The 25060-nt window shown below is 39.5% G+C and carries 19 protein-coding genes; all 19 read left to right on the forward strand.

From position 1 onward, the window contains the following. The first annotated feature begins 22 nt into the window (after positions 1-22). The 19 genes from I5677_RS01050 (at position 23) to I5677_RS01135 (ending at position 25054) form a co-directional block, all read left to right on the forward strand. Positions 23-865 carry a sulfide/dihydroorotate dehydrogenase-like FAD/NAD-binding protein gene (locus I5677_RS01050; protein ID WP_197659697.1) on the forward strand — a complete coding sequence of 281 codons (843 nt, stop codon included), beginning with the start codon at positions 23-25 and terminating at the stop codon, positions 863-865. Further along, on the forward strand, positions 866-2263 hold the full coding sequence (gltA, locus tag I5677_RS01055; protein ID WP_197659698.1) for an NADPH-dependent glutamate synthase: 1398 nt from the start codon (positions 866-868) through the stop codon (positions 2261-2263). It abuts the gene before it with no gap. A 4-nt stretch (positions 2264-2267) separates the two neighbouring features. Further along, the gene (locus I5677_RS01060; RefSeq protein ID WP_197659699.1) at positions 2268-2903 is read left to right on the forward strand and encodes a redox-sensing transcriptional repressor Rex; all 636 of its coding nucleotides are present in this window, start codon (positions 2268-2270) and stop codon (positions 2901-2903) included. A 163-nt stretch (positions 2904-3066) separates the two neighbouring features. Next, positions 3067-3543 (forward strand): complex I 24 kDa subunit family protein, encoded by a 477-nt coding sequence (locus I5677_RS01065; protein WP_197659700.1) that lies wholly within the window; start codon positions 3067-3069, stop codon positions 3541-3543. Then, positions 3543-5414, forward strand: a complete 1872-nt coding sequence (gene nuoF, locus I5677_RS01070; RefSeq protein WP_197659701.1) for an NADH-quinone oxidoreductase subunit NuoF — start codon at positions 3543-3545, stop codon at positions 5412-5414. Before I5677_RS01065 ends, nuoF begins: the two co-directional genes overlap by 1 nt. Positions 5415-5437: 23 nt before the next feature. Further along, positions 5438-7135, forward strand: coding sequence for a [FeFe] hydrogenase, group A (locus tag I5677_RS01075; RefSeq protein ID WP_197659702.1), 1698 nt, complete (start codon positions 5438-5440; stop codon positions 7133-7135). After that, positions 7135-7395: a (2Fe-2S) ferredoxin domain-containing protein gene (locus I5677_RS01080; RefSeq protein WP_197659703.1), complete on the forward strand. Its 261-nt coding sequence runs from the start codon at positions 7135-7137 to the stop codon at positions 7393-7395. The genes I5677_RS01075 and I5677_RS01080 overlap by 1 nt, the downstream gene beginning before the upstream one ends. A gap of 572 nt (positions 7396-7967) precedes the next feature. Next, the gene (locus I5677_RS17290) at positions 7968-8096 is read left to right on the forward strand and encodes a hypothetical protein (protein WP_279380734.1); all 129 of its coding nucleotides are present in this window, start codon (positions 7968-7970) and stop codon (positions 8094-8096) included. A 73-nt stretch (positions 8097-8169) separates the two neighbouring features. Then, positions 8170-10269 (forward strand): bacterial Ig-like domain-containing protein, encoded by a 2100-nt coding sequence (locus I5677_RS01085; protein WP_197659704.1) that lies wholly within the window; start codon positions 8170-8172, stop codon positions 10267-10269. Between the two features lie 473 nt (positions 10270-10742). Then, positions 10743-12203 carry an ABC transporter substrate-binding protein gene (locus I5677_RS01090; protein ID WP_197659705.1) on the forward strand — a complete coding sequence of 487 codons (1461 nt, stop codon included), beginning with the start codon at positions 10743-10745 and terminating at the stop codon, positions 12201-12203. A 587-nt stretch (positions 12204-12790) separates the two neighbouring features. Then, the gene (locus tag I5677_RS01095) at positions 12791-13726 is read left to right on the forward strand and encodes a carbohydrate ABC transporter permease (RefSeq protein ID WP_330617770.1); all 936 of its coding nucleotides are present in this window, start codon (positions 12791-12793) and stop codon (positions 13724-13726) included. Positions 13727-13742: 16 nt separating this feature from the next. Beyond that, positions 13743-14597, forward strand: coding sequence for a carbohydrate ABC transporter permease (locus I5677_RS01100; protein WP_197659707.1), 855 nt, complete (start codon positions 13743-13745; stop codon positions 14595-14597). Between the two features lie 139 nt (positions 14598-14736). Beyond that, on the forward strand, positions 14737-16845 hold the full coding sequence (locus I5677_RS01105) for a beta-galactosidase (protein WP_197659708.1): 2109 nt from the start codon (positions 14737-14739) through the stop codon (positions 16843-16845). 336 nt (positions 16846-17181) lie between these two features. Continuing rightward, entirely contained in the window at positions 17182-17892 is a 711-nt protein-coding gene (locus I5677_RS01110) for an RraA family protein (RefSeq protein ID WP_197659709.1), read from the forward strand. Between the two features lie 375 nt (positions 17893-18267). Continuing rightward, complete coding sequence (locus I5677_RS01115) at positions 18268-18714, forward strand: PPC domain-containing DNA-binding protein (RefSeq protein WP_197659710.1); 447 nt, start codon at positions 18268-18270, stop codon at positions 18712-18714. 13 nt (positions 18715-18727) lie between these two features. Further along, a complete protein-coding gene (locus I5677_RS01120) occupies positions 18728-20773 on the forward strand; it encodes a beta-N-acetylhexosaminidase family protein (protein ID WP_197659711.1) in 2046 nt (681 codons plus the stop codon). Positions 20774-21072: 299 nt separating this feature from the next. Continuing rightward, on the forward strand, positions 21073-23067 hold the full coding sequence (locus tag I5677_RS01125) for a beta-galactosidase trimerization domain-containing protein (RefSeq protein WP_197659712.1): 1995 nt from the start codon (positions 21073-21075) through the stop codon (positions 23065-23067). A gap of 96 nt (positions 23068-23163) precedes the next feature. Then, positions 23164-24066 carry a sugar phosphate isomerase/epimerase family protein gene (locus tag I5677_RS01130; RefSeq protein WP_197659713.1) on the forward strand — a complete coding sequence of 301 codons (903 nt, stop codon included), beginning with the start codon at positions 23164-23166 and terminating at the stop codon, positions 24064-24066. A gap of 28 nt (positions 24067-24094) precedes the next feature. Beyond that, on the forward strand, positions 24095-25054 hold the full coding sequence (locus I5677_RS01135; protein ID WP_197659714.1) for a D-2-hydroxyacid dehydrogenase: 960 nt from the start codon (positions 24095-24097) through the stop codon (positions 25052-25054). Positions 25055-25060 lie beyond the last annotated feature (6 nt).

Below are 25060 nucleotides of genomic sequence, written 5' to 3' on the forward strand. Positions count from 1 at the left end.
TATCGGTGAATAGGAGGTATCTATGTTTAGAATTATTAAGAAAAAAGAACTGAATCCTACAGTAACATTGATGGAGGTAGAAGCGCCTCTTATAGCTAAGAAAGCACAGCCGGGACAGTTTGTTATATTACGTACGGATGAAGGTGGAGAACGAATACCTCTGACAATTGCGGATTACAACCGCGAACAGGGTACGGTAACTATTATCTATCAAATTGTAGGAGCAACCACAAGGATATTAAATTCTATGAGCGTGGGAGACTGCCTTCAGGATTTTGTCGGACCCCTGGGACGGCCAACCGTTACCGAAGGTAAGAAAAAAGTTGCAGTGGTAGGCGGTGGTGTTGGATGTGCGATTGCATATCCGGTGGTTAAGAAATTTCATGAACAGGGTACGAAGGTGCATGCAATCATAGGTTTTCGCAGTAACGAGCTTGTCATACTGGAAGAAGAATTCAGGTCAAATAGCTCCAAATTGGTACTGATGTCCGATGACGGTAGTTGTGGCGAGAAAGGTCTTGTAACTGACGCACTGAAAAAACTTATTGAGAGCGGAGAACAATACGATGAAGTAATCACGATCGGTCCTTTGATCATGATGAAATATGTAAGTATGCTGACGAAGCAGTACGGAATAAAGACCGTTGCCAGTATGAACCCGATTATGATTGACGGCACCGGAATGTGCGGTGGATGCCGTCTGAGTGTTGGAGGAAAGACACAATTCGCATGTGTTGACGGACCGGAATTTAATGGGCATGAGATTGATTTTGATGAGGCAATAGCCCGATCTGACATGTACAAAGAATTTGAGCAAAAAAAGCAGGATGAGGCATGCAAGCTGTATCAAAAGGAGGTGTCTTAATTGGCAAATACGTCTATGGTTAAAAATGAAATGCCGGCCCAGGAGGCTGAGATAAGAAATAAAAATTTTCTGGAGGTTGCCTTAGGCTATACGAAGGAGCAAGCAATCGATGAAGCAAAACGTTGCCTCCAATGTAAGAATAAATTATGTATCAACGGATGTCCTGTGCAGATTGACATTCCCTTGTTTATCCAATTTGTCGCAGATGGTGACTTTGAGGCTGCATATCAGGTAATAGCTCGCGCCAGTTCTTTACCTGCTGTCTGTGGAAGAGTATGTCCTCAGGAGATACAGTGTGAAGCAAAATGTGTAAGAGGGATTAAGGGAGAACCGGTAGCGATTGGAAGATTGGAACGTTTTGTTGCTGACTATCATATTACCCATGGGGCTGAAAAACAGATAAAACCAATATCCAATGATAAAAAAGTAGCTGTCATAGGTTCCGGTCCTTCCGGTCTGGCCTGTGCCGGAGATCTTGCAAAAAAAGGGTATAGCGTAACTATATTTGAGGCATTACATCTTGCCGGAGGAGTTCTTGTATACGGTATCCCCGAATTCAGACTTCCGAAAGCCATTGTACAAAAAGAGATTAATTCCTTAAAGGAGCTGGGAGTTGATATCCAGACCAATATGGTAATTGGTAAAACCATTTCAATTGACGAGTTGTTAAATGAATATGGTTACGAGGCCGTATTTATCGGTTCCGGTGCAGGACTTCCAAGATTTATGAATATCAAAGGAGAGAATTTAAAAGGGGTCTATTCTGCCAATGAGTTTTTGACAAGGATTAATCTTATGAAAGCATATGAGGAGAGTGGAGCTACTCCTATACAAAAAGGCAGTAAAGTTGCAGTTGTTGGTGGAGGTAATGTGGCTATGGATGCGGCAAGATGTGCCAAACGTCTGGGATCTGAGGTAACTATTATTTATCGCCGTACCGAAAAGGAGCTGCCTGCAAGACTGGAAGAGATAGAGCATGCTAAAGAAGAAGGGATAAAGTTTAAGTTTCTTACCAACCCATTAGAGATTGTAGGTGACGAGAAAGGATGGGTAAAGGGTATAAGCTGTCAACAGATGATACTGGGGGAAGCCGATTCTTCAGGACGGCAAAAGCCCATTCCAATAGAAGGCAGTAATTTTAGTATTGAAGCCGATTGTATCATAATGTCCATTGGAACATCTCCAAACCCTCTCATTAAAGATACAACTGAGGGTCTCGCAACACAAAAATGGGGAGGCATTATAGCAGATGAGAGGACGGGATTAACTTCACGAAAAGCCGTCTATGCCGGTGGAGATGCGGTAACCGGCGCGGCTACAGTTATCCTTGCCATGGGAGCCGGTAAAAATGCAGCTACAGCAATAGATGAATATATTATGGGCTCAAGGGAGGGATAACTTCATGATAGAACCCATTCCTACACAAACCCTACAAAGACTGCCATTATATCTTAATTATCTGAAATCGTTACCTTCAGATGAGGTTCTAAATATCTCTGCAACTATGATAGCAGAGGAGCTTAGATTAAATGATGTTCAGGTTCGGAAGGATCTTGCCATGGCAGGCCAAGGAGGGCGTCCCAAAATCGGTTATCCGGTAAAGGACTTAATATCAGATATAGAACACTGTCTTGGATATGACAATATTGAACGAGTTGTTATCGTCGGATTAGATAACATGGGACGGGCTTTACTTAAGTATGAGGGTTTTTCGGAATATGGTTTTGATATTGTTGCAGCCTTTGACTTTGATGAGAGTGTAATCGGAACCCATATATTTGGAAAACAGGTTCTTTCGGTCGAAAAGCTTCCCAAGATATGTTCAAGAATGAAGATTAAAATGGGTATTATTACTGTTGGTTCCAAAGAAGCACAGAGTGTCTGCGATCTGCTCGTGAAAAGCGGCATTATGGCAATATGGAATTTTTCTTCTGTCCGATTAAAAGTACCGGATAAAATTATCGTACAGAATGAAAACCTGGCCAGTTCATTAGCAGTTTTATCAAATCATTTAGTGGAAAAATTTCGTTCTGTTTAAACGAAAAATATTTTAAGTAATAAATAAGAACCCTCTAAAAAATTACTGTTATAAAAATCAGAGTTGAAACACATCTACTGGGCTATATACATAAAACGAAACAAAACCAAAACTGTAACATTTCTGAGGAAGAATTATTAAATATTAAGAACGGAGGATGATTATGAACAAAACATTTGATTTCACAATCGTGGATCATATTATGAATGAGCTTGGATGTAAACCAAGTGCGATCATTGCTATTTTGCAGGGTATTCAAGAGCATTACCGTTATCTACCTAGGGAGGTTTTTCCGTATTTATCAAAAAAGATAGGAATCAGTGAGGCCAGAATTTACAGCACGGCAACCTTTTATGAAAACTTCTCTTTGAAACCGAAAGGTAAATTTGTGATTAAGATATGTGATGGTACTGCATGTCATGTAAGAAAATCAATTCCTATTCTGGAGAGACTTCGTAAGGATTTAGGATTATCAGAGAACAAGATAACAACGGATGATTTGGGATTTACCGTGGAAACAGTGTCCTGTCTTGGTGCCTGCGGTTTAGCACCGGTTATTACGGTCAATGACAAGGTATATCCTGCCATGACTCCGGAAAAAACCTCTGAATTATTAAGAGATTTAAAGGAGGAACTTTGATGCTAAAAACTAGAGAAGATTTACAAAAGATTCGTTCCAAGTATGCGTCTTCCCTTAAGGCGCAGACGACAAAAATATTGGTATGTGCTGGAACCGGCTGTGTCTCCAGTGGTGCGTTTGAAATATATAATCGGTTAACTGAGTTGATGCAGGAGCGAGATATACCCAGCAGTGTGGAACTAGCTGATGAACCCCATGATGAAACCGTAGGAATGAAAAAAAGCGGATGTCACGGATTTTGTGAAATGGGTCCTCTTTTAAGAATTGATCCTCAGGGATGGCTCTATACCAAAGTGCAGTTATCCGATTGTGAGGAGATTATTGAAAAAACAATAAGGAATGGAGAACATATAAAGCGACTTGCATATCAAAAAGGCAATGCAGTCTGTAAAAAGCAGGATGAAATTCCGTTCTATAAAAAACAGACCCGATTGGTTTTGGATCATTGTGGACATATCGATGCTACCTCTATTAAAGAATATTTTGCCAACGATGGGTATACAGCTCTTGAAAAGGCACTATTTGATATGACAGCAGATGAAATAATTAATGAAATTACAGAGGCGAATTTAAGAGGCAGAGGAGGCGGTGGTTTTCCTGCCGGACGGAAGTGGGCTCAGGTAAATAGGCAGAAACAAGCACAAAAATATGTAGTATGTAACGGAGATGAAGGGGATCCCGGAGCATTCATGGACCGCAGTATCATGGAAGGCGATCCTCATCGAATGCTGGAAGGAATGATGATAGCAGGTCTGGCCTGTGGTGCCAGTGAAGGTTATATCTATGTCCGGGCAGAATATCCGATGGCTGTGAGTCGTCTAAAGATGGCAATTGAACAGGCAACCGAGCATGGACTTCTTGGTAACAACATCTTAGGAACCGGTTTTAGTTTTCATATACATATCAATCGGGGAGCCGGTGCCTTCGTATGCGGCGAAGGCAGTGCATTGACTGCTTCCATTGAAGGAAAACGGGGTATGCCAAGGGTAAAGCCGCCCAGAACGGTAGAACAAGGACTTTTTGATAAACCCACGGTGTTAAATAATGTGGAGACCTATGCTAATGTGCCTTTGATTATATTAAACAGTGCGAAGTGGTATAAAACCATAGGTCCGGAAAACAGTCCGGGTACAAAAGCATTTGCCTTAACCGGGAATATTGAAAATACAGGACTGATTGAAGTTCCCATGGGGACAACATTAAAAGAAGTTATCTTTGATGTTGGCGGAGGAATGAGAGATGGTAAAGAGTTTAAGGCAGTACAGATAGGAGGCCCCTCCGGCGGATGTCTGACCAAAGAGCATCTGGACCTGCCCCTTGATTTTGACTCCTTAAAAAAAGCCGGTGCCATGATCGGTTCCGGAGGATTGGTAGTAATGGATGAAAATACCTGTATGGTTGAAGTTGCCAGATTCTTTATGAATTTTACGCAGAACGAATCCTGTGGCAAATGTGTTCCCTGCCGCGAGGGTACCAAGAGAATGCTTGCGATACTCGAACGCATTGTGGAAGGAAAGGGAGAAGCAGGAGATATCGATTTACTCCTGGAACTGGCAGATACCATCTCTGCTACGGCACTTTGCGGCCTAGGGAAATCAGCCGCTTATCCGGTCGTAAGTACAATAAAGCATTTTCGTGAGGAATATGAAGTCCATATCTTTGACAAACATTGTCCAACCGGTAATTGTCAGAAACTAAAAATGATAACAATTGATCCAGCGCTGTGTAAGGGATGTACAAAATGTACAAAGTCCTGTCCGGTAAATGCGATTTCAGGAAAAGTAAAAGAGCCTTTTACTATAGACCAGACGAAGTGTATTAAATGCGGTGCCTGCATCACAGCCTGTCCATTTAATGCAATTAAAGAATAAGTAATATTAGATTGGAGGTTTATATGGATAAGAAAGATTTTATGACGATAGATGGAGTTCCCGTTGAAATCGATGGGGAGAAGAATCTTCTTGAAGTAATCCGAAAAGTTGGAATTAAGATGCCCACTTTTTGCTATCATTCAGAGCTGTCTATATACGGAGCCTGTCGTATGTGTATGGTGGAAAATGAGTGGGGAGGAATCGATGCAGCTTGTTCTACAATTCCAAAAGCAGGAATGAATATAAAGACGAATACGCAAAGACTACGGAAATATCGAAAGAATATATTGGAGCTGCTTTTGGCCAACCATTGCCGTGACTGTACTACCTGTAATAATAATGGAAAATGTAAGCTTCAGGATTTGGCTATGCGTTTTGATATAAAAGATGTACGTTTTCCTAACACGGCAAGTCAACCGGAAATAGACGATTCATCCTTATGTATTACCCGTGACGCGAATAAATGTATTCTATGTGGTGACTGTGTTAGAATGTGTAATGAGATACAAAATGTTGGAGCCATTGATTTTGCCCACAGAGGTTCAAAAATGACTATCAGTACGGCATTTGAAATTCCGATTGCAGAATCACCCTGCGTTGGCTGTGGACAATGTGCGGCCGTTTGTCCTACCGGAGCCATTGTGGTTAAAAATGATGCTCAGAAGGTGTGGGAAGCCTTGGATGATATGAATACTAAGGTAACCGTACAGATTGCTCCCGCGGTTCGCGTTGGACTTGGTAAGAAATTGGAACTGGATGCGGAGGGTAATGCAATCGGACTGATTGTTGCCGCACTTCGTCGTATGGGCTTTGATGAGATATATGATACCAGCGCCGGAGCAGATTTGACCGTTCTTGAAGAAGGGAACGAATTTATCAAGCGTTTGGACAAAAATAGTAATCTACCTCTTTTCACCTCCTGTTGTCCGGCATGGGTGCAGTATTGTGAAAAGAATTATCCCGAGCTGTTACCGAATGTTTCCACCTGTCGCTCGCCAATGGAGATGCTGGCATCCATAGTAAAGGATCAATCTAATTCCTCCAGCCGTCGACATGTTCACGTTGCAATTATGCCATGTACTGCGAAAAAGTACGAGGCTGCCAGAGATGAGTTTAAGGTGAATGGAGTACCGAATGTAGACTATGTTATTACTACACAGGAATTAATACAGATGATTCGTGAAGCAGGTATCATATTTACAGAGCTGGAACCGGAGGCAGTCGATATGCCCTTTGGTACAATTACAGGAGCCGGAGTTATCTTTGGTGTCACCGGTGGTGTGACGGAAGCTGTCCTTCGCCGACTTTCTACTGACAAGTCAAAGGCATCCCTTATGTCAATAGCCTATCAGGGAGTTCGTGGTATGAAAGGCGTGAAGGAAACAACGGTTATGTATGGGGACAAAGAAGTCAAGATTGCAGTTGTCAGCGGCTTAAAAAATGTAAGTGATTTGATTGAAAGAATGAAATCCGGTGAGCATTATGATTTTATAGAAGTTATGGCCTGCCCTGGTGGTTGTATCAGTGGAGCCGGTCAGCCCTTCGCTCAAAAAGATATCAGAGAAAACCGAGGCAATGGATTATATGCAGCAGATAAGTTATGTAACATTAAATGTTCAGAAGAGAATCCGATAATGATGTCATTGTATAACGGAATCTTAAAGGGAAGAGTCCATGATTTGTTACATGTAAATTATCTACCCGGAAAGGAGCATGAATAATGGTTGAAATAAGTGTATGTATTGGTACCTCCTGTCATGTTAACGGCTCCTATAATGTTGTACAAACCTTTCAACAGATGATAGAGGAATATTCCCTTCATGATAAAGTGGATTTTAAAGCATATTTTTGCATGAAAGAGTGTCAAAAGAATGGGGTATCTGTTTCGGTTGATGGAACTACTTACCGTATAGAAACGGTAGAGGCAGGCCTCTTCTTTAAGGAAACGATTTTAAAAAGGGTAATTGTTAATCAAAGCTAATGTAGATGATATTCTGTGAATTATAGTATAGAATAACTTTTTTAAAGGAAGTCGTGACATTGGGTTCCAACAATTATGGAATCCAATGTCACGACTTCCTCTTTATTCAACGATTAGAAATCATAGGAATATTTCCGTTTACTATTAAAAATAACAACTTATTTATATCTTTGAATTCCAAATTTATATCAATCGTAGTATTATACCTCAAGGAATATGGTTGGCTATTATATATAAGATATTGTATTAAGCAGTAAGGAATATGCAAGGACTGTTTTAAAGCTAAAATTATAATTGATTTTCCTTGACAATAAGAAAATAATGGAATAAAATAATGAAAATCTATCAACCGGGATAACAAGGAGATAAATCATATGTTCTTTATCAATAAACATCATTGTTATAAACATTAATTAAGTGAGGCTGTGATTCTATCATGGGCTTACTAATTGGTTTATCCCGTGATGATGATATTAATAAAGAATACTGATACATCGTATTGTTTTGAGAGAAAAAGTCATTCGGGTAACCGGATGACTTTTTTAAAATCCTAATAGGAGGTAAGGTAATGATTGGACATTATACGGTATGAAGTAATAAATCTGACCGGCCTTTGGGTTGACAGTCTCCTACGTGTATGTGAGAATACAAGTATCTATTTTTTATCATTCGTACCAAAGACTGGTATCGGTGAACTTTAGATATTTTATTTATTGAAATACATAGCTTCTTAGTTACACGCTCACATTGGCCAGAGAATAGGAGATTAAGATAATGAAAAAAAAGATTTTGACTCTATTGGTTATACTAATAGCTGCAACCAGTCTTTCTGGTCTGCTTGATAAAACGAATGTTAAAGCAGAAGATAGCCCTGTCTTAGTTTATGCTGAAATCACGCAGTATCCTAATAAGACAACTTATATGGCAGGAGAAAGTCTTGATTTTTCTGATATGATATGGATGGGATATTTCGCAGACGGAACTACCGAGAATATAACGGATTATAAAATTGAAGGGTTTGACACGAATAAGATAGGGTTGCAAACGGTTTTCATAAAATATCAGGATTATATGATAGGGCTTAATGTTACTGTTCTTCCGGGTAAGATTAAGAATATTCATATGAAGGGTAATAGTATTTCTCACCTGACACTTTCCTGGGATGAGATGGATGGAATTCAACAATATGAAATTTATCGTTGGGATGAGACTTCCGGAGATTTTATCCTAGACGGCTCTTCATATACCAATCAATATACCTCTTACGCCCCCGCAGGCACGATATTAAAGTATCAGATACGGGCGGTTGGTGAGATATACGGAAGTGAATATAAGGGTGTATTTTCTGATACATTTACAGGAGCCATAAAACCACTCCCGGTCACAGGCTTAGAGGTAACAGATACGACCTCGACTTCGATATCACTAACATGGGATAAATCTACAGATGCATCCGGATATCTTATTTATCGCTCACAAGACGCATCCGATAGCTATGAAAAAATAGGAACTACACAAGACATATCATATATAGATAAAACCGCTTTATCCGGAACAGGATTTCGATATAAAGTGAGTGCTTATTCTTTTGATCCCTTGTTTGCCGGGGATTACTCAACTCCGGTGGAGATCACCACCAATCCGGCTAAAATGAAGCTTAAGGTTAAAGTGGGTGAACAAAAAGTCAGATTATCCTGGCCGAGAGTAACCGGTGCCACTTCTTATGATATCTATTGGAAAGACAGTAATAGCGAGTTCTCCTTGTATACTACCACAAAGGAAGACATTAACAGTATCATAATTGAGGGATTAATCCTAGGAGAAGCCTATTCCTTCTATGGTATAGTCCATCGGGATTATAATGGAATCGTATATGACAGTCCGGTTTCTGATATTGTTCAAGCTGAGATAGTAGAAGTAGAAGCTACAAGTTCAGCAGCTGCTTTATTCTCTGACGTAACAGAGTTTGAAAATTCATCCGCTTATAAGGATATAGAATTTTTCCGAAACAATGCGATCTTTAATGAAAGTATTATTATACCTGGATTAATTACAACCAATGTCGGAGGATTCTCAAGTACTTCCATGTGTCCTCAGGGTATGACTTTTACCGAGGATTATTTATTAATATCGGCATATGATCTTGCGGATGAAGAATATTCCGTTGTCTATGTGCTTAATAAAGCTACAAAAGAGCTTCTGGCCACGATCGTACTGCCGGTTATGGCTCATGTTGGCGGTATTACTTATGATGGTAACCATGTATGGATTGCCGTAGGTACAAGCGTCTCACCGGTTCCCATAGCAGATATTCATAATGCGGTAAAGGAAGAGAAAGCTTACTCAAGAATTGATCTTAATACCATGATTGACTTGGGAATAACAGCATCCTATATGACTTTTTATAATGAAATGCTTTGGGTTGGTTCCTATAATGAATTAAAATCAACCCGTATGTACAGCTATGTAATAACTGAAGATGAGGATTTGCTTACTTTGACGAAAGTAAATACTGTTACAATGCCTACCAGAGTCCAAGGACTTGCATTTACGGAGAATGGGTATTTGATTTTATCCCGTTCCTGCCAGCTTTATAAGGGACTTCGTGGTTATATGAGACAGTTGGATCTATATCAGCCGGATTTTGCCGATCAGACGGAAGGTATCATTTCCTTGGGGGATATAGTTCATACGGTTGAGATGCCTTCCATGAATGAAGAAATTGCGATTGAAGATTCCTATCTTTATGTTAACTTTGAATCTGCAGCCTTTGACAATGCCTCCTATCAAGTGGATCGTGTGATAGCATTTGACCTGACTTCGATCCTACCTGCCGAACAGGAATTCGAAGATAACGAGAGCATAGATGACTAAAGAAGTAAAATAAAATAAAGCTCATTAAAGGATTCACGGATAGTAGAATAACTTAACCTATTCGTGAATTTTTTATGTGTACGAAGGCAAAGCGAGCAAGCCCAGCGAATAATGCCCATAAGGCGGGCATCTTCGATACGAAGTATCGGAAGGTATAAGAAAAGTAGATTTAAGTTATTGATATAATACGTGAGTTAACATGGATATTCCATGTTTCGAAAAGGATTTGGCTACCCTCTGAATAGCTTATATTTCCACACAAAATATATGGGGTTGAGATATAATACAACTTATTTGCCGTGATTCTGCATAATAATAGCTAATTATATGGGTTTTACAGGGTGATCTATTATACAAGTTGTATAAAAGTTAAACCTTACTTTGAAGGGATTCCGGTATTATAATAAATACATCAATAGTAATCACTATTGGGTAGCAAAATGACATAACAAAATCTTATGGAGGGTATGAGAATGAAAAACACAAAGAAATTTATGGCATTACTTTTGTCAGCAGTTTTGATTGCCGGTTCCTTAGCAGCTTGTAGTAAAAGCGAAGACAAAAAAGATGACACTACTCCGAAAACGAATACGGAGACCAATACTGAGACAAACAATGATGACAAAGCATCCGATGACACAGCGGACAAAGAGCCTGTTGAGATGGAAACCATTAAGGTTTGGTCCGATAACGCTCACGAAAAAGAAGTAAGAGATAGACAAATCGCAGAGTTTAATGAAGGTGTTGGTAAAGAATTGGGTATCAATATCGAATATACCGTATACGGCAGTAACTTTACCGATACAATTAAAATTGCCGCACAGGCAGGTGAAGCTCCGGACTTATTCAGATCCGACTCCAAATGGATGCAGGATTTTGTTGATTCCGATTACCTCGTTGCAATCGAAGATCTGCCCGGAAGCGAAGACATTTTAAGCAGATATTCTAATCTGGTAGCTAACCAGGCACACGTTTTTAACGGTAAAACTTACACATTACCTTACAACCTTACTACATACGGATTTGTTGTAAATAAGGATTTGTTTGCAGCTTCCGGACTTTCCGAAGCGGACTATCCTAAGACTTGGGAAGAAGTAAGAGAAGTTGCTAAAATCATTACAGAGAAATCTAACGGTAAGGCTTATGGCTTAGGTATTGCACCTAGCGCACTTTGGACGATCACTTCCTTCTATACTATGGGTGCAGGACAGAATATAGGTCATTATGGATATGACTATGCAAAACAGCAGTTTGCTTATTCTGATTACAATCCTTTAATCAGTGCAATTGACAACATGGTAGCTGACGGCAGTGTTATTCCTGGATTTGAGACCATGGATGCAGATATGGTAAGAGCACAGTTTTCAGCAGGTACGATCGGTATGATGGGAGCAGCAAGCTTTGACGCTGCAGTTTATAACAATCAGTTCCCTGCACAAATTGATTGGGAAGTAATTGATATTCCTACCTTTGATGGTCAACCTGCGAAGTACAAGACTTTCGGTAACCCTACAAACCTTCTGTGTGTAGGTAAAAAAGCTTTAGAACATCCTGAAAAAGTCTTAAAAGTATTAGAGTTCTTCTATGCGGATGAAAATGCGGCAGAAATGTACGAACAAGGATTATATATTCCGGTTAGAAGCGAAGCAGTTGCTCTTGCGAAATCAGAACCTACTATGAAAAACTTTGCAGCATTCGCAAGCTTTGATGAAATCTTTACTATGGCTCCTGTACCGGATACTTTAATTCAGTTCGAAGGTGCTACTTACCGTGAAGCCATCGCTAATATGTGGACTGATCCTAAAGTAAATGATGTAGAGAAAACCATGGCAGAAATCGATGCAAAATATAATGCTGCATTAGCAGAAGTTGATCCTGCATTAGTAGATTTATATAAACTTCCCAATGGTGTAACTACTGAAAGAAGTAAATAATTATTGACAGCAATTAAGACATCCTATGGAATGACATAATAGCAATACTATGTAAAACCAAAAGATTAAATGAAAGCTGCGACTCGAATCCGGTGTTTATCAGGACTAAATTCCAATTGAAGTATACGAGTAATTACTATCATGCCGAATATTTGATATACGTGGATTCGAGAGGCAGCTTTTATATGAAAAAGATGCAGGTGTTTTTCAGCAAGTATGAACTTTACTAAAAGTTATATAAAATTTGAAAATTACATTTTGGATATATCAATCGATATTATGTATCCAATTAAATAGTTATCGTAATATTTCCAAGATTTTTAATATGATAGTTCTTTAGAGTGGTTACTTTAAAGAAAGGACTCTTTATGTAGTTTGTTTTGTAAAGAGGTTGCTCTGTAAGGAGGTTAATCTGCTAACCGGATTACACAGAGCGGATGTGTGCTGAGGCAATGAGTATTATCAGCATTTCATCAGAGAATATTGACATCATGGAACTTCAAAATATTCTAAGAGCACATCATGTTTTGTCAAAAGGTTTGGCAATAAGAAGCTCTGAGTAATGAATGGGAAGAAGGAGATTACCAGTGAAAATAACAAAGAAAGAATTAAAAGGATCATCACATAAAATCAAGTGGATTAAGAAAGACTCAACACAGGCAGTCCTTATGCTGACCCCTATGTTGATCGGTTTCATTCTATTTACTTATGTACCAATACTTTATATTTTGCGCTATGCTTTATATGAATCAAATGGTTTTAAAGAAAGTTTTGTCGGACTGGAGAATTTTGTCCGTGTATTTACAAGAGATACTTCCTATTGGAGTTCACTGCTGAATACGATAATTTTAACATTTGGTAAGCTTGCAGTGGAAATTCCGCTGGCACTTTTACTGGCTGTTTTATTAAATAAAGGAAGAAAAGGAACAGGATTTTTCCGTGTCACTTTATTTCTTCCAACCGTTATCAGTGCAGCGATAGCAGGTTTGATTTTCTCCCTGATGTTTGCTTCTTTTAACGGAACTGTGAATGGACTTTTACAAAGCGCAGGCTTCATTGAACGTCCAATTAGTTGGTTTAGTTATAAAGGAACCGCCCTGTTTGTAATCGGATTTGCATCCGTATGGAATAACTTCGGTATCAACATGATTTTCTTTTTAATGGCTCTGCAAAGTGTTCCAAAAGAATTGTATGAATGTTCGGATTTGGACGGTGTTAATCCAATCCAGAGATTCTTCAAAATTACGCTTCCTATGATAGGACCAACGTTCCAGGTAGTGCTTTTGAACGCTATCGTTGGTAGCTTGAAGATGGCGGATCTGATTTTATCCACTACAAATGGCCAACCCGGAGGTAGAACGGAAGTTGTTATGACTTATGTATTTAAATACTTCTTTGGATATGATGGCAGACAGATTGAAGTCGGTTATGCATCATCCATGGCATTGGTTACAGCGGTTATACTTGCTATGATTTCCTTTGTTTATATGAGATCTAGCAGTAAATTAGGAAAGAGTTATTAAAGGAGGGAGGTCCATTATGCAGCGTCGTAAAGTTAAAAAAATTAGCGGAGATATCGTTTTATATTTAGTACTTGGTGTAATTTTTATCATAACAGTATTTCCGGTGTTTTATTCATTCATGGGTTCATTCAAAAGCAATATGGAGCTTCTGACCAATGGAAATAAAATAATACCCAGTATATTTGTTGTTGATAACTATAAACAGGCATGGGAATTAGCTAACTTTCAAAAATATACCTCTAACAGCTTATTCTTATCATTTTTCATTGTAGTAGGAACCATTATTACCAGTACCATAGCCGGCTATGTATTTGAAAGAGGTCATTTCCGCGGTAAAAATCTGATTTTTGCCATGGTTATATCCTCCATGTTTGTTTCCTTAGGTAGTTTAACCTTGTATCCGCAGTTGATGATTGCCAAAGTATTTGGCATTAATACCTCCTTATGGGGCGTTATTATCATCCGAGTAATGGGTATGAATGTTACGAATCTATTCGTAACTAGATCCTACATAAGAACACTGTCAACCGAAATTGATGAATCTGCGAAAGTTGACGGCTGTACGTTCTTCAGGATATATACAAGTATTATATTCCCTTTATTAAAGCCCTTGATTGCAACTTTAGCTATCCTAGAGTTTCGATTTGCTTGGAATGATTACCTTATGCCGATGGTATTCACCTTATCAAATCCGGATCGTATGCCGCTGGTTGTAGGTATCATGAATCTGAAAGGTTCAGGTGCAGCAGCGTCCTCTTGGAACCTAATGCTTGCCGGTACTTCAATTGCAATCATTCCAATGATTATCGTATATATGATTTTTAACCGTTACTTTATCCAAGGTTTAACGGCAGGTGCGGTTAAAGGCTAATAGATCTGATATATTGACTGCTATTAACTGAATATATGTTACAATGATATATTACAAAAAGTATAGTTAAAAAGAGGCATGTGAAGAAAACAAACATAAAAGTTGTTTAGTTACTTAGATTACCCAAGGGAGATCTAACATGGTTAATAAAAATGAAAACGAAAAATCGGTGGAATTTGGTGCAGTTTATTACAGACGTTCTAACCCTCCCAGGCAGGATTGGGAGAGGGATTATGAACAGGCTGCAAAAGATGGAATGACAATATTTCGTCACTGGTTTCTATGGTCTGCCATAGAAATCGCACCCGGTGTTTATAACTGGGAGCCTTATGATCGGCAGTTGGAGCTAGCGGCAAAATACGGAATAAAAACCGTAATCGCAGAAATGAGCGATTACGCACCGGAATGGTTTTGTGCAAAATATCCCGAAGCAATTAGGGAAGATTATAAAGGTAAGAAACGATTTAATGATATAGGCTCATCCTGTGTAACCGGCGGTACTTTTATGATGTGTATGGATCATCCTGAAGTTCAAAAGGGTGTGAAAAGCTTCCTGACCGCCCTGGGAGAACGCTATCAGGATCATCCGGCTGTTTACGGCTATGATGTTTGGAACGAATGCAGTCTGTATACACCGGAATTACTCTGTTATTGTCCTTCAACACAAATACGTTTTCGGGAATGGTTGAAGGGGAGATATGACAACTTAGATGAGTTAAATCAAGCTTGGTTTCGTTATAGCTATACGGACTGGAATCAGGTACAGCTTCCAAGAGTAGTCGGAAATTATCCTGAGGTTATGGATTCTATCAAATTTCATAATGAAAACCAGTTATACTGGTTCCGAATCAAATCGGAAGTTTTAAGGAATGCAGATCCAAATCATAAGGTGTTCGCCCATGGCAATGCGAAATCCCATAAGGATATTGCCACCTGTTGTGGTGATGACTGGGCCTATCCGAACTATGCTGATCTATATGGATATACCCATTGGTATTCAAATCAATGCCGTTCTCTAATGAGTGGTGATATGACCCGTCTTGCATGCGATGGCAAGGAATTTTGGAGAGCGGAAGCCATCGGAGACAGTACCTGGGACGGACGCAGTGATAAAACCGATTATGAAAGTGATAAGGACCTCATGTCCATTCCAGAAAATATACGATATGATGCAATGTCTACCTTTGTTACCGGATCTAAAGTATTTATGAATCCGAGATGGAGGCCGCTTTGTGAAGGAGGACTTTTCCATGCATACGGCTGGTATGCACCAGACGGTTCACCGACTGAGAGATCCGAAATGGTCGCATCCATAGAAAGCTGGTGTAATGCACCGGAGCAAACAGACCTATGGAAGGCAAATCCGGTAAAAGGTGAATGTGCGATCCTTCTTTTGGAGGATTCGCAAGCTCTATGCTATTCCCTATATAAAGATACAGATATCTATGCGAAATGTCTGACCGGAGCATACAATGCATTTACCGATGCTTCCATACAGGCAGATATAATAAGACTTCATCAACTGAATCATTATGATATGGTCTATGTTCCCTATCCGCTTGCCATCTCGGACCAGGATATGGATCGGATCAGTGAATGGGTTCATAACGGAGGTACTTTAATCAGTGAAGGCTGTTTTGGATACTTTAATGATAGAGGTCATGGAATGGAACAACAGCCTAACCGTAATTTTAAAGAAAAGTTCGGTTACCGTCAGTCAAAGGTTCATCTGGGCCCGGATAAACATAAGGAATTAATCATTCAAACGAATAAAGGTCCAATCCATGGAGGGGTATACCGACAGGAATTTGAGGTGATCGGTCAATCAACTTGTGTAACAGGAACATATCCGGATGGAAAGAATGCTGTTGTGTGTGACACTTATGGAAAGGGTCGTATCATGATGGTTGGTTCTATGCCAGGCTATGGATATTATCTGAATGAGGATACAGAAACGAGAAATTGGTTTCAATCACTTCTCACCTTTGGCGGAAAGAGGCAAAGACTACGGATTAATGGTAATCCCGGAGTTATAGGAAGGGTATGGGAAGATCATAATAAAAACATATACCTCTGGGTTCTCAACAGTACGGAATACGACCGGGAAGTGGAGGTTGAGCTTTTAGAAGATAGGGTAATACCTGAAAGCTGTCTTCGTGGAACGGGATTAAAAATATTATCCGATCAACGTCTTTTAATCACCGTACAAAACCGGGATGCCGCTGTTATCAGCGTGAAGGTAAAGTGAGCTGATATAAAAGTCTATCCATGAAAGTAAAGTGAGCTATAGAAAAATCCTTAGCATGGAATTGAGTGGCCATACCAATTGTTCCTGTAAGCAGAGTTATGAATTCAAACAATAAGAATATTTATATTTTAATCAAATACAATATTGAGTATTTTCAAATAAAAAAGTGTATAGGATATTACCTTGTAACACATTATTATACATGATATCCTAATGTTGGAAGTAAACAATCTGTGTATCATAAGCATGGTGCAATGATTATGATACCGGGTTATTATAAATGAAATAATAGGACTATTGCAAAAATGATACCTAACAAGAGAAAGGAATAATATTATGATGACAAATCAGGAATTAATTAAAGAGCTTAGAAAGTACAGATGTGCAGATTTATCAGATGCAATGGATGCCCTAGGTCTGGTAGACAAAGGAACTATGGATGAGAAGATGAGACCTCTTCGTCCGGGAATTGAATTCAAAGGCTTCGCTCACACGGTTAAACTGCTTCCAAAACAGGATAAAGTAAAAACTTGTAAAACAGTGGAAGAGTGGAGAGAAGAGCTGGGTAAAGGTTGTAACGACATCTACAACTTTGTTGACACCGTGAATGAAGAAAACGCTAAGGATATGGTAATTTGTATCGATATGGATGGTATCCGTGGCGGTGTATGGGGATCTGAGATATCTTTGACCATGATGGAGCGTGGTGTAGAAGGAGTTGTTGTTGACGGCGGATGCCGTGATTCCTATGAGACAAATGTTGAGAAAGCACCGGTATTCTGTACCAGAAGAACCTTCACCCATGCTTATGGCCGAGTACAGAGAGGACAAATCGGAGTACCGATTAACTGTGCAGGTGTAACCGTAAAACCTGGTGATGTAATCTGTGCGGATGATGACGGAGTTTTAGTTATCCCCAGAGAAGTTGCTGAAGACGTAATACAGTTTGCTAAAATGCAGTTAGAGGATGATATTAAAGTAAGAACCCAGCATTACCAAAACCTTGGTTTAGAACCGGATGAAACACTGGAACGATTAATGAAATAAGATATCATACAATAGTGATGATATTTCATGGGGCTGTCGCATAATAATAGATTTTCTTTTAAGGCGAGACACGGAGTTCCCACATACACTAGTTTGATACAGATGCTTAGTATGCCTGTCTCGTACAAAAATGATTGTATCGAGCATACTAAGCATTATTTATAATATCATAAGCTTTTAATAAGGCTGAATATGCACACCTTAATCTTGGCTATCTATGTAATGTAAGAAACTCATATAAATTAGTTAACTTAGGTAGGTATGACGGAGCTCTTTGTATAGTTTCTATAAGATTGTATCGATAGCCCTAAAAACCTAAAGAGAGAAACTAATCTATGTGCTCACGAAACAGTTCTATTATAAAGGAGGTTTGCTATGATTTTAGGAAATAAGCCACATCGTTATCTGATACTTGATCTGCAAAGAGGAGATCTGCTTCTTGAGAAAATTACGGAAGAAGTAAATAAAGCCGGAATTAAGGATGCAGTTATCCTATGTGGAATAGGAGCTTTGCAAAAAGTAGTATATCACCGGGTAACCAGTTTCAGCAATGTACCGGAAGAGGAATTTGTAACGATTGAGAAGCCGTTGGAGCTGGGTTCCTTACAGGGTATGTTTGTAGATGGGCAGCCACATATTCATATCGTCTGTTCGGATGAGAACGGTACCTATGCAGGACATCTAGAACCGGGAACAACGGTTTTATATCTTGCGGAGATAACAGTTATGGAACTTCCGGATACCAATCTCGCCAGGGTTAAGACTGCGAATAACATTGGTATCTTTACTGACAAAACATCAGGCAAAATGATTGACCAATAGATAGGAAAATGTGATGATTAATATTATAAGCAATGTAGAATTAACACCGGCAATTCAATTTGCACTCGATAAACTGAAACAGGAACTGATGTATAGAAGTGCAGAAAACAATACCTTTCATTTAAGGCTTTTCATGGACCGAAAGCTGAAACCGCAGGGCTATCAAAGGTTAACAACACAGGATACGGTCACCATAACAGGAGCGGACGAAGCCGGTGTTATGTACGGTGTTTTGGATTTAAGTAAGGAGATTAGCCATGGGAAAGGTATGGAAGATATATCGGATATTTCGGTTATCCCTTATCTGGAATATAGAGGGATTAAGTTTAATATTCCCTTAGATGCCAGAACACCCAGTTATTCCGATGCATCGGATTCTGCATCTCTAAACATAGAAAATATGTGGGATTTTGAGTTTTGGAAAGAGTTTTTGGATCGAATGGCTCTAAACCGATATAATGTATTGTCCTTATGGTCTCTATCACCTTTTCCTTCCCTTGTACGTATTCCTGAATACCCACTAACAGCTCTGGAAGATGTGAAAATAACAACCAGACCCATTAAAGCAGACCTTAGCGGCTGGGGAATGTATACAAAGGATATGAAAGAAAGCTTAGTAACCGTGAAGAAGATGACGATGGACGATAAAATATCCTTCTGGCAGTCAGTGATGGAATATGCGAAGAACCGATGCATTAAGATATTTATCTTTACCTGGAATTTATTTGTCTATGGCACAGAGAATAACCCCTATGGGATTACCTGCGATCAGCATAATCCGGTAACGAAGGATTACATCTACTGTGGAACAAAGGCTCTGATGGAGACCTACCCCTTACTGGCAGGCATCGGTATTACCTCTGGTGAACACATGCTAAGGGATGAGACGGATATCCCGTTTTTGGCTGATTCCTATGGTAGAGGGGTAAAGGACTATCTGGCAGATCATCCACAGAGGGAGTTTCGCTTTATCCATAGGATGCAATATACAGCCTATGACAGTATTATAGAAGAGTTTCGCGAATTTCCCTGCCCCTTTGGCATTAGTTTTAAGTATTCTCAGGCCCATATGTATTCCAGTACTAAGCCTGCCTTCATTCATGATTTTTTAAAGGAGAAGGCCAAAGATCTTAAGATATGGTTAACGATACGTAACGATGATTTTTATATGTATCGCTGGGGAGATCCGGAGTTTGCCAGAGAGTATATCAAAAATCTACCGTCGGATGAAATGACCGGGTTTTATATGGGAGCAGACGGTTATACCTGGGGTAGGGATTATATGGATGAGAGGGATTTATCCCATCCGTTATATATCAAAAAAATGTGGTATATGTTTACGATCTGGGGCCAGCTATCCTATAATATGGATCTCTCGAAGGATTACTTTATTCATGAACTTAACAGTTATTTTAAGATAGAAGCTTCGAAACTATATGATAGCTGGAAGCATGCATCCTCTATTCTACAGGAATTCAATCAGGTACATTGGCATGATTATGATTTTCAGTGGTATCCGGAAGGTTGCTGTATGTATGATTTCGAGACGGATAAACTTGTCTTTGCCGACATCAACGAATTCATCCGGTGTAAGAGTATTCCCGGAGGAGATTATTACAGCGTATCAGAATACTGCGAAGCAATGTACCGGGGTGAGCCACTAAGCAAAATTGATCCCCTAAGAACGGCTGAGACAATTCTTTCTTATGCAGAACAGGCTCTAGAGGGGGTAAATCTCATTAGACAGAAAGCAGAAGGTAATCAGGAACTTCAATATACCTTAGATGATATAGAAACTCTTAGTTATCTGGGAAGATATTATGCAACCAAATTAAAGGCAGCAGTCCTGCTTTGTACCTACCGTAAAAACGGAGATAAAAAACTACAGCAGGAGGCTGTAGAGCTTTTAAAAACAGCGGCCAATCTGTGGAAGATATATTCCTCCAAGTCAAGAGCCATGTACAAACCACAGGTGCTGACCCGTTTATGTTCTTATGTGGATGTAAAACGTTTTGACAGATTAGCTGAGTTAGATGTTTTATTAGCCTTGGAAGAATAACAAGAAAAGAGATATCAGCTACAAGGAATTTTTATTTTAGTTTAAATACAAAAATAAATTGCACATATATGAAAAAAAATAAAAGCTGTAAAATTAAACTGTAATAGAAATTGAAAACCCTGAAAAATTAAAACTGTTGATATATGTTTAGACAGAATGATAATGAAAGAAACAAATATATTTCCAGCATTACAGATAACATTATGAATACAGTAGGATACAAAGATTTTTAAATAAATTAAACATTATAGAGGTCGTTAAGTACACTATGTTAAAAAATACAGTAAGGAGTTATTATTATGGCTTGGTGGGAGAATTATCCCTGGAGAATGATACAGACTAATTTACGTGAAATCGATATGGAGGATATCAATGCAGAGCAATTTGTGAAGGATTTGTTGGATTTCAAGGCGAATGTAGTACTTCTCAATGCAGCAGGCATTATAGCCAGCTATCCTACAAAGCTGCCCTATCATTATCAAAGCTCATATTTGCACGGAGACAGCTTAAAGGATATCGTGGACCTTTGTCACAAAAATGGCATTAAAGTATTAGCCAGAACGGATTTTTCGAAGGTTCGAAGAACTCTTTATGAACAGCATCCACAATGGGCGTTTCGGACAAAGGACGGCCAAGTTATGGATTACAACGGGGATGTGCAGTGCTGCATTAACGGGGATTATCAGCAAAAGTATGCCTTTGAAATATTAAAAGAAATGTTTGAGACGATTCCCTTTGACGGATTATTCTGTAATATGGGTGGTTTTCAGACAAAAGATTATGACTTTAAAGATTACGGCTATTGCCACTGTGATAATTGCAAACGAAAATTCAGGGAGTTGTATGGGCAGGATTTACCGGAAGCTGAGGACTATAACAATCCTGTTTATGGCCAGTACCTCCAGTTTCAGGACAAAATACTTAAGGAATATCGGGAGCGAATGGTTGCCTTTGTTAAGGGCATCAATAAGGAAATCTGCTTTGATGATGAAGCCTACGCCCGAATTGAAGCAGCTACGGAATATAAGACCAGATTACCCCATTGGCAATATCATGCCTCCAGTAATTGTCGTGTCATCATTGGCGACGGTACCAGCAATATCATCTGCTCCAATACAACCGTGGAATATATCGGATATGCCTTCCGCCATGTCTCCGTAACTCCGGCCCTTCAGGAGCTTAGATTATGGCAGAATCTGGTTAATCTAGGTGCCTTGGATTATTATCTGATCGGACGAATTGATAACCATCTGGACCGGTCCTCCTTTCAGAGGATAAAGAAGGTTTTTGCCTTTCATGCCAAGCATGAACAAGCCTATACAGGACTTAAATCCAAAGCAAAGATTTTGATGAAACGAACCCATCGCTGGGTGGCAAGTCCGGAAGAAAAGGGATGGATAAGGACCTTGACAGAAAGTCATATACCCTTTGCTGAGGTACTTCCTACGGAATTTATGGATGTAGACTTAAGTCGGTATCAGCTACTGCTTTTACCGGATATCAAATTTGTATCAAAAGAGGAAGCGGACAAAATTGATGACTATGTCAAAAACGGTGGAAGAGTAATTGCGACCGGAGAAACGGGATTATATGATCCATACACCGGTATTCGGGATGAACAGGTAATCAAGAGCCTTGGGGTAGAACGGATTAATTCTATTCGTCATGACATGGTATCTTCGATGTTTTTGGTTGAAGCGAAGGATAAGAAAATTTTTACCTCCTATGCAGATACGGATGTTATTCCGGTTGGTGACAGCTTTATCCACGCTACTGTAAAGGAGGATGCAGAAAAATTCTTAAAATTAATTCCTCCTCATAGGTATGGACCTCCGGAGCGCTGTTATTTTACAGAAATTACGGATACTCCGGGCGTAACAAAATACAATTTTGGGAAAGGTTATGCCGTCTATATCCCCTGGATGCCCGGGACCTTCTATAACCTGGGCGGACATAGTAACACCTTCTGGTTTATGCAGGATATCTTGATGAACCTATGTGATATAAAATCCATTGCCAAAAGTCTTAACCCTATGGTAGAGGTGAGTCTCTCTGAACGGTCAAATGGTAATCTGTTTGTTCAGTTTGTCAATAACAGTGGCTGTTTTGGATTAAGCTTCTTTGACCCGGTTCCAATGTACCACTTAAAATTGGAGATACCGGTTCCGAAGGAACCCAAATCGATGAACACATTGAAGTCAGGGCAGGATGTAAGCTACGAATATAAAGATCAAATAGCATATATTTTACTGGATGAATTACAGGAGTATGAAGCAATCGAAATAATGTTTTAGAAATACATCGTAGTATTAATAAAAAAATGTACATCATTATAATGAAAATAAAGTTCATATTTATTTAAATAACTTTTATAGGAAAGGAGTAGTTTCATGAGAGACAGTATTCATAAATATTTTCAGGTGGGGACCATTCTTTGGATGAGTTATCCACCGGCAATGTACGATTATAAGGAATCCCTTTGTAAGATATTAAAGGACGATTATTTTGACGCGATTGAGATCACACAGATTAAGGAGGATTCACTTCGGGCTGAAGTTAAGGCATTGTTAGAGCAATCCCATATTAAGGTATGCTATGGAGCACAGCCCCGTCTGTTATCCACCGGACTCAATCCGAATGATATTAATGAGGAAGGACGTAAAAAAGCAGAGGCGACCTTAATCGAAGCAATTGATGAGGCTGAATACCTTGGAGCGAAAGGCATTGCCTTCTTAGCCGGCAAGTGGGAAGAACAGACGAAGGATAAGGCCTATGAGCAACTCCTTACGACTACGATAAATGTATGTAATTACGCTGCAACTAAGAATATGAGCGTTAATCTGGAAGTATTTGATTTTGATATGGATAAGGCAGCCTTGATCGGGCCTGCTCCTTATGCAGCGAAATTTGCAGCGGATGTGAGAAGCATATGTAAGAATTTTGGTCTGATGGTGGATTTATCCCATTTTCCTACCACATATGAAACCAGTAAGTTTGTGATTCAGACCTTAAAGCCGTATATAACACATTTTCATATAGGAAATGCAGTTGTAAAACAAGGTTGTGATGCATACGGTGATAAACATCCAAGATTCGGATATCCGAACAGTGCCAATGATACGCCGGAGCTACTGGAGTTTTTCAGAGTGTTAAAGGAAGAGGGCTTTTTTAGAGCAGACAATCCCTATGTGCTTTCGTTGGAAGTGACACTCAGAGAGGGTGAGGATGGCGATATCGTCCTGGCGAATACAAAGAGAGTTATTAACCGGGCATGGGCGTTATTGGAGGACTAAGGAAACCAGATGAAAGGAAAGAGACAGTATGAAAATAGTAGTATTAGACGGATATACAGAAAATCCCGGTGATTTAAGCTGGGACGGACTAGCAGAGTTAGGAGATCTGGTGGTATATGACAGAACCCCTGAGGAATTGGTGATTGAAAGAATTGGAGATGCAGAAATTGTATACAGCAATAAGACGGTTATCTCGGAGGAGATTTTGGCAAAATGTCAGAATATAAAGTTTATCGGCGTTTTGGCAACTGGATATAACGTTATTGATGTTAAAGCCGCCAAAAGCCGTGGGATTGTGGTAAGCAATATTCCTTCTTATGGAACGGACGCCGTAGCTCAGTATACGATGGCTCTGTTATTGGAGCTATGTCATCATATCGGAGATCATTCCAACTGCGTAAAAAAGGGAGACTGGACGAATTCGCAGGATTTTTGCTTCTGGAACTACCCCTTGATTGAACTAGTAGATAAGACGATGGGCATTATAGGGTTTGGTAAGATAGGTCAGGCAACCGCTAAAATAGCAAGGGCTTTTGGAATGAAGATTCTTACTTACAATCCCAGCCCTATCGATAAAGACCAATTAGATGATAATATAGAGCAGGTATCCTTTGAGGAGCTGCTAGAGGGTTCTGATGTAATATCCCTTCATTGTCCACTATTCCCTGAGACAAAAGGAATTATTAATAAAGAAACCATAAGTAAGATGAAGGATCGGGTATTGATTATCAATGATTCAAGAGGTCCCTTAATTGTAGAAGAGGATTTAAGAGATGCCCTAATCAGTGGAAAAGTAGCTGGGGCAGCAGTAGATGTGGTGTCCACAGAGCCGATTCGTATGGATAATCCACTTTTATCTGCTCCAAATATCATTATAACACCTCATATTGCCTGGGCCCCGAAGGAAGCAAGACAGCGACTAATGAATATCGCTGTAGAGAATCTAAAAGCATTTATCCAGGGTTCACCAATCAACACTGTAGCATAGGAGAAG

Origin of the sequence: Mobilitalea sibirica, from assembly GCF_015999265.1 — a bacterium.
GTDB classification, from domain to species: Bacteria; Bacillota; Clostridia; order Lachnospirales; family Lachnospiraceae; genus Mobilitalea; species Mobilitalea sibirica.

Bases quoted from the DNA above. Each gene is read 5' to 3' on its own strand.
- I5677_RS01050 (WP_197659697.1), top strand. From the start codon at position 23: ATGTTTAGAATTATTAAGAAAAAAGAACTGAATCCTACAGTAACATTG.
- I5677_RS01060 (WP_197659699.1), top strand. From the start codon at position 2,268: ATGATAGAACCCATTCCTACACAAACCCTACAAAGACTGCCATTATAT.
- I5677_RS01065 (WP_197659700.1), top strand. From the start codon at position 3,067: ATGAACAAAACATTTGATTTCACAATCGTGGATCATATTATGAATGAG.
- nuoF (WP_197659701.1), top strand. From the start codon at position 3,543: ATGCTAAAAACTAGAGAAGATTTACAAAAGATTCGTTCCAAGTATGCG.
- I5677_RS01075 (WP_197659702.1), top strand. From the start codon at position 5,438: ATGGATAAGAAAGATTTTATGACGATAGATGGAGTTCCCGTTGAAATC.
- I5677_RS01080 (WP_197659703.1), top strand. From the start codon at position 7,135: ATGGTTGAAATAAGTGTATGTATTGGTACCTCCTGTCATGTTAACGGC.
- I5677_RS01085 (WP_197659704.1), top strand. From the start codon at position 8,170: ATGAAAAAAAAGATTTTGACTCTATTGGTTATACTAATAGCTGCAACC.
- I5677_RS01090 (WP_197659705.1), top strand. From the start codon at position 10,743: ATGAAAAACACAAAGAAATTTATGGCATTACTTTTGTCAGCAGTTTTG.
- I5677_RS01100 (WP_197659707.1), top strand. From the start codon at position 13,743: ATGCAGCGTCGTAAAGTTAAAAAAATTAGCGGAGATATCGTTTTATAT.
- I5677_RS01105 (WP_197659708.1), top strand. From the start codon at position 14,737: ATGGTTAATAAAAATGAAAACGAAAAATCGGTGGAATTTGGTGCAGTT.
- I5677_RS01110 (WP_197659709.1), top strand. From the start codon at position 17,182: ATGATGACAAATCAGGAATTAATTAAAGAGCTTAGAAAGTACAGATGT.
- I5677_RS01115 (WP_197659710.1), top strand. From the start codon at position 18,268: ATGATTTTAGGAAATAAGCCACATCGTTATCTGATACTTGATCTGCAA.
- I5677_RS01120 (WP_197659711.1), top strand. From the start codon at position 18,728: ATGATTAATATTATAAGCAATGTAGAATTAACACCGGCAATTCAATTT.
- I5677_RS01125 (WP_197659712.1), top strand. From the start codon at position 21,073: ATGGCTTGGTGGGAGAATTATCCCTGGAGAATGATACAGACTAATTTA.
- I5677_RS01130 (WP_197659713.1), top strand. From the start codon at position 23,164: ATGAGAGACAGTATTCATAAATATTTTCAGGTGGGGACCATTCTTTGG.
- I5677_RS01135 (WP_197659714.1), top strand. From the start codon at position 24,095: ATGAAAATAGTAGTATTAGACGGATATACAGAAAATCCCGGTGATTTA.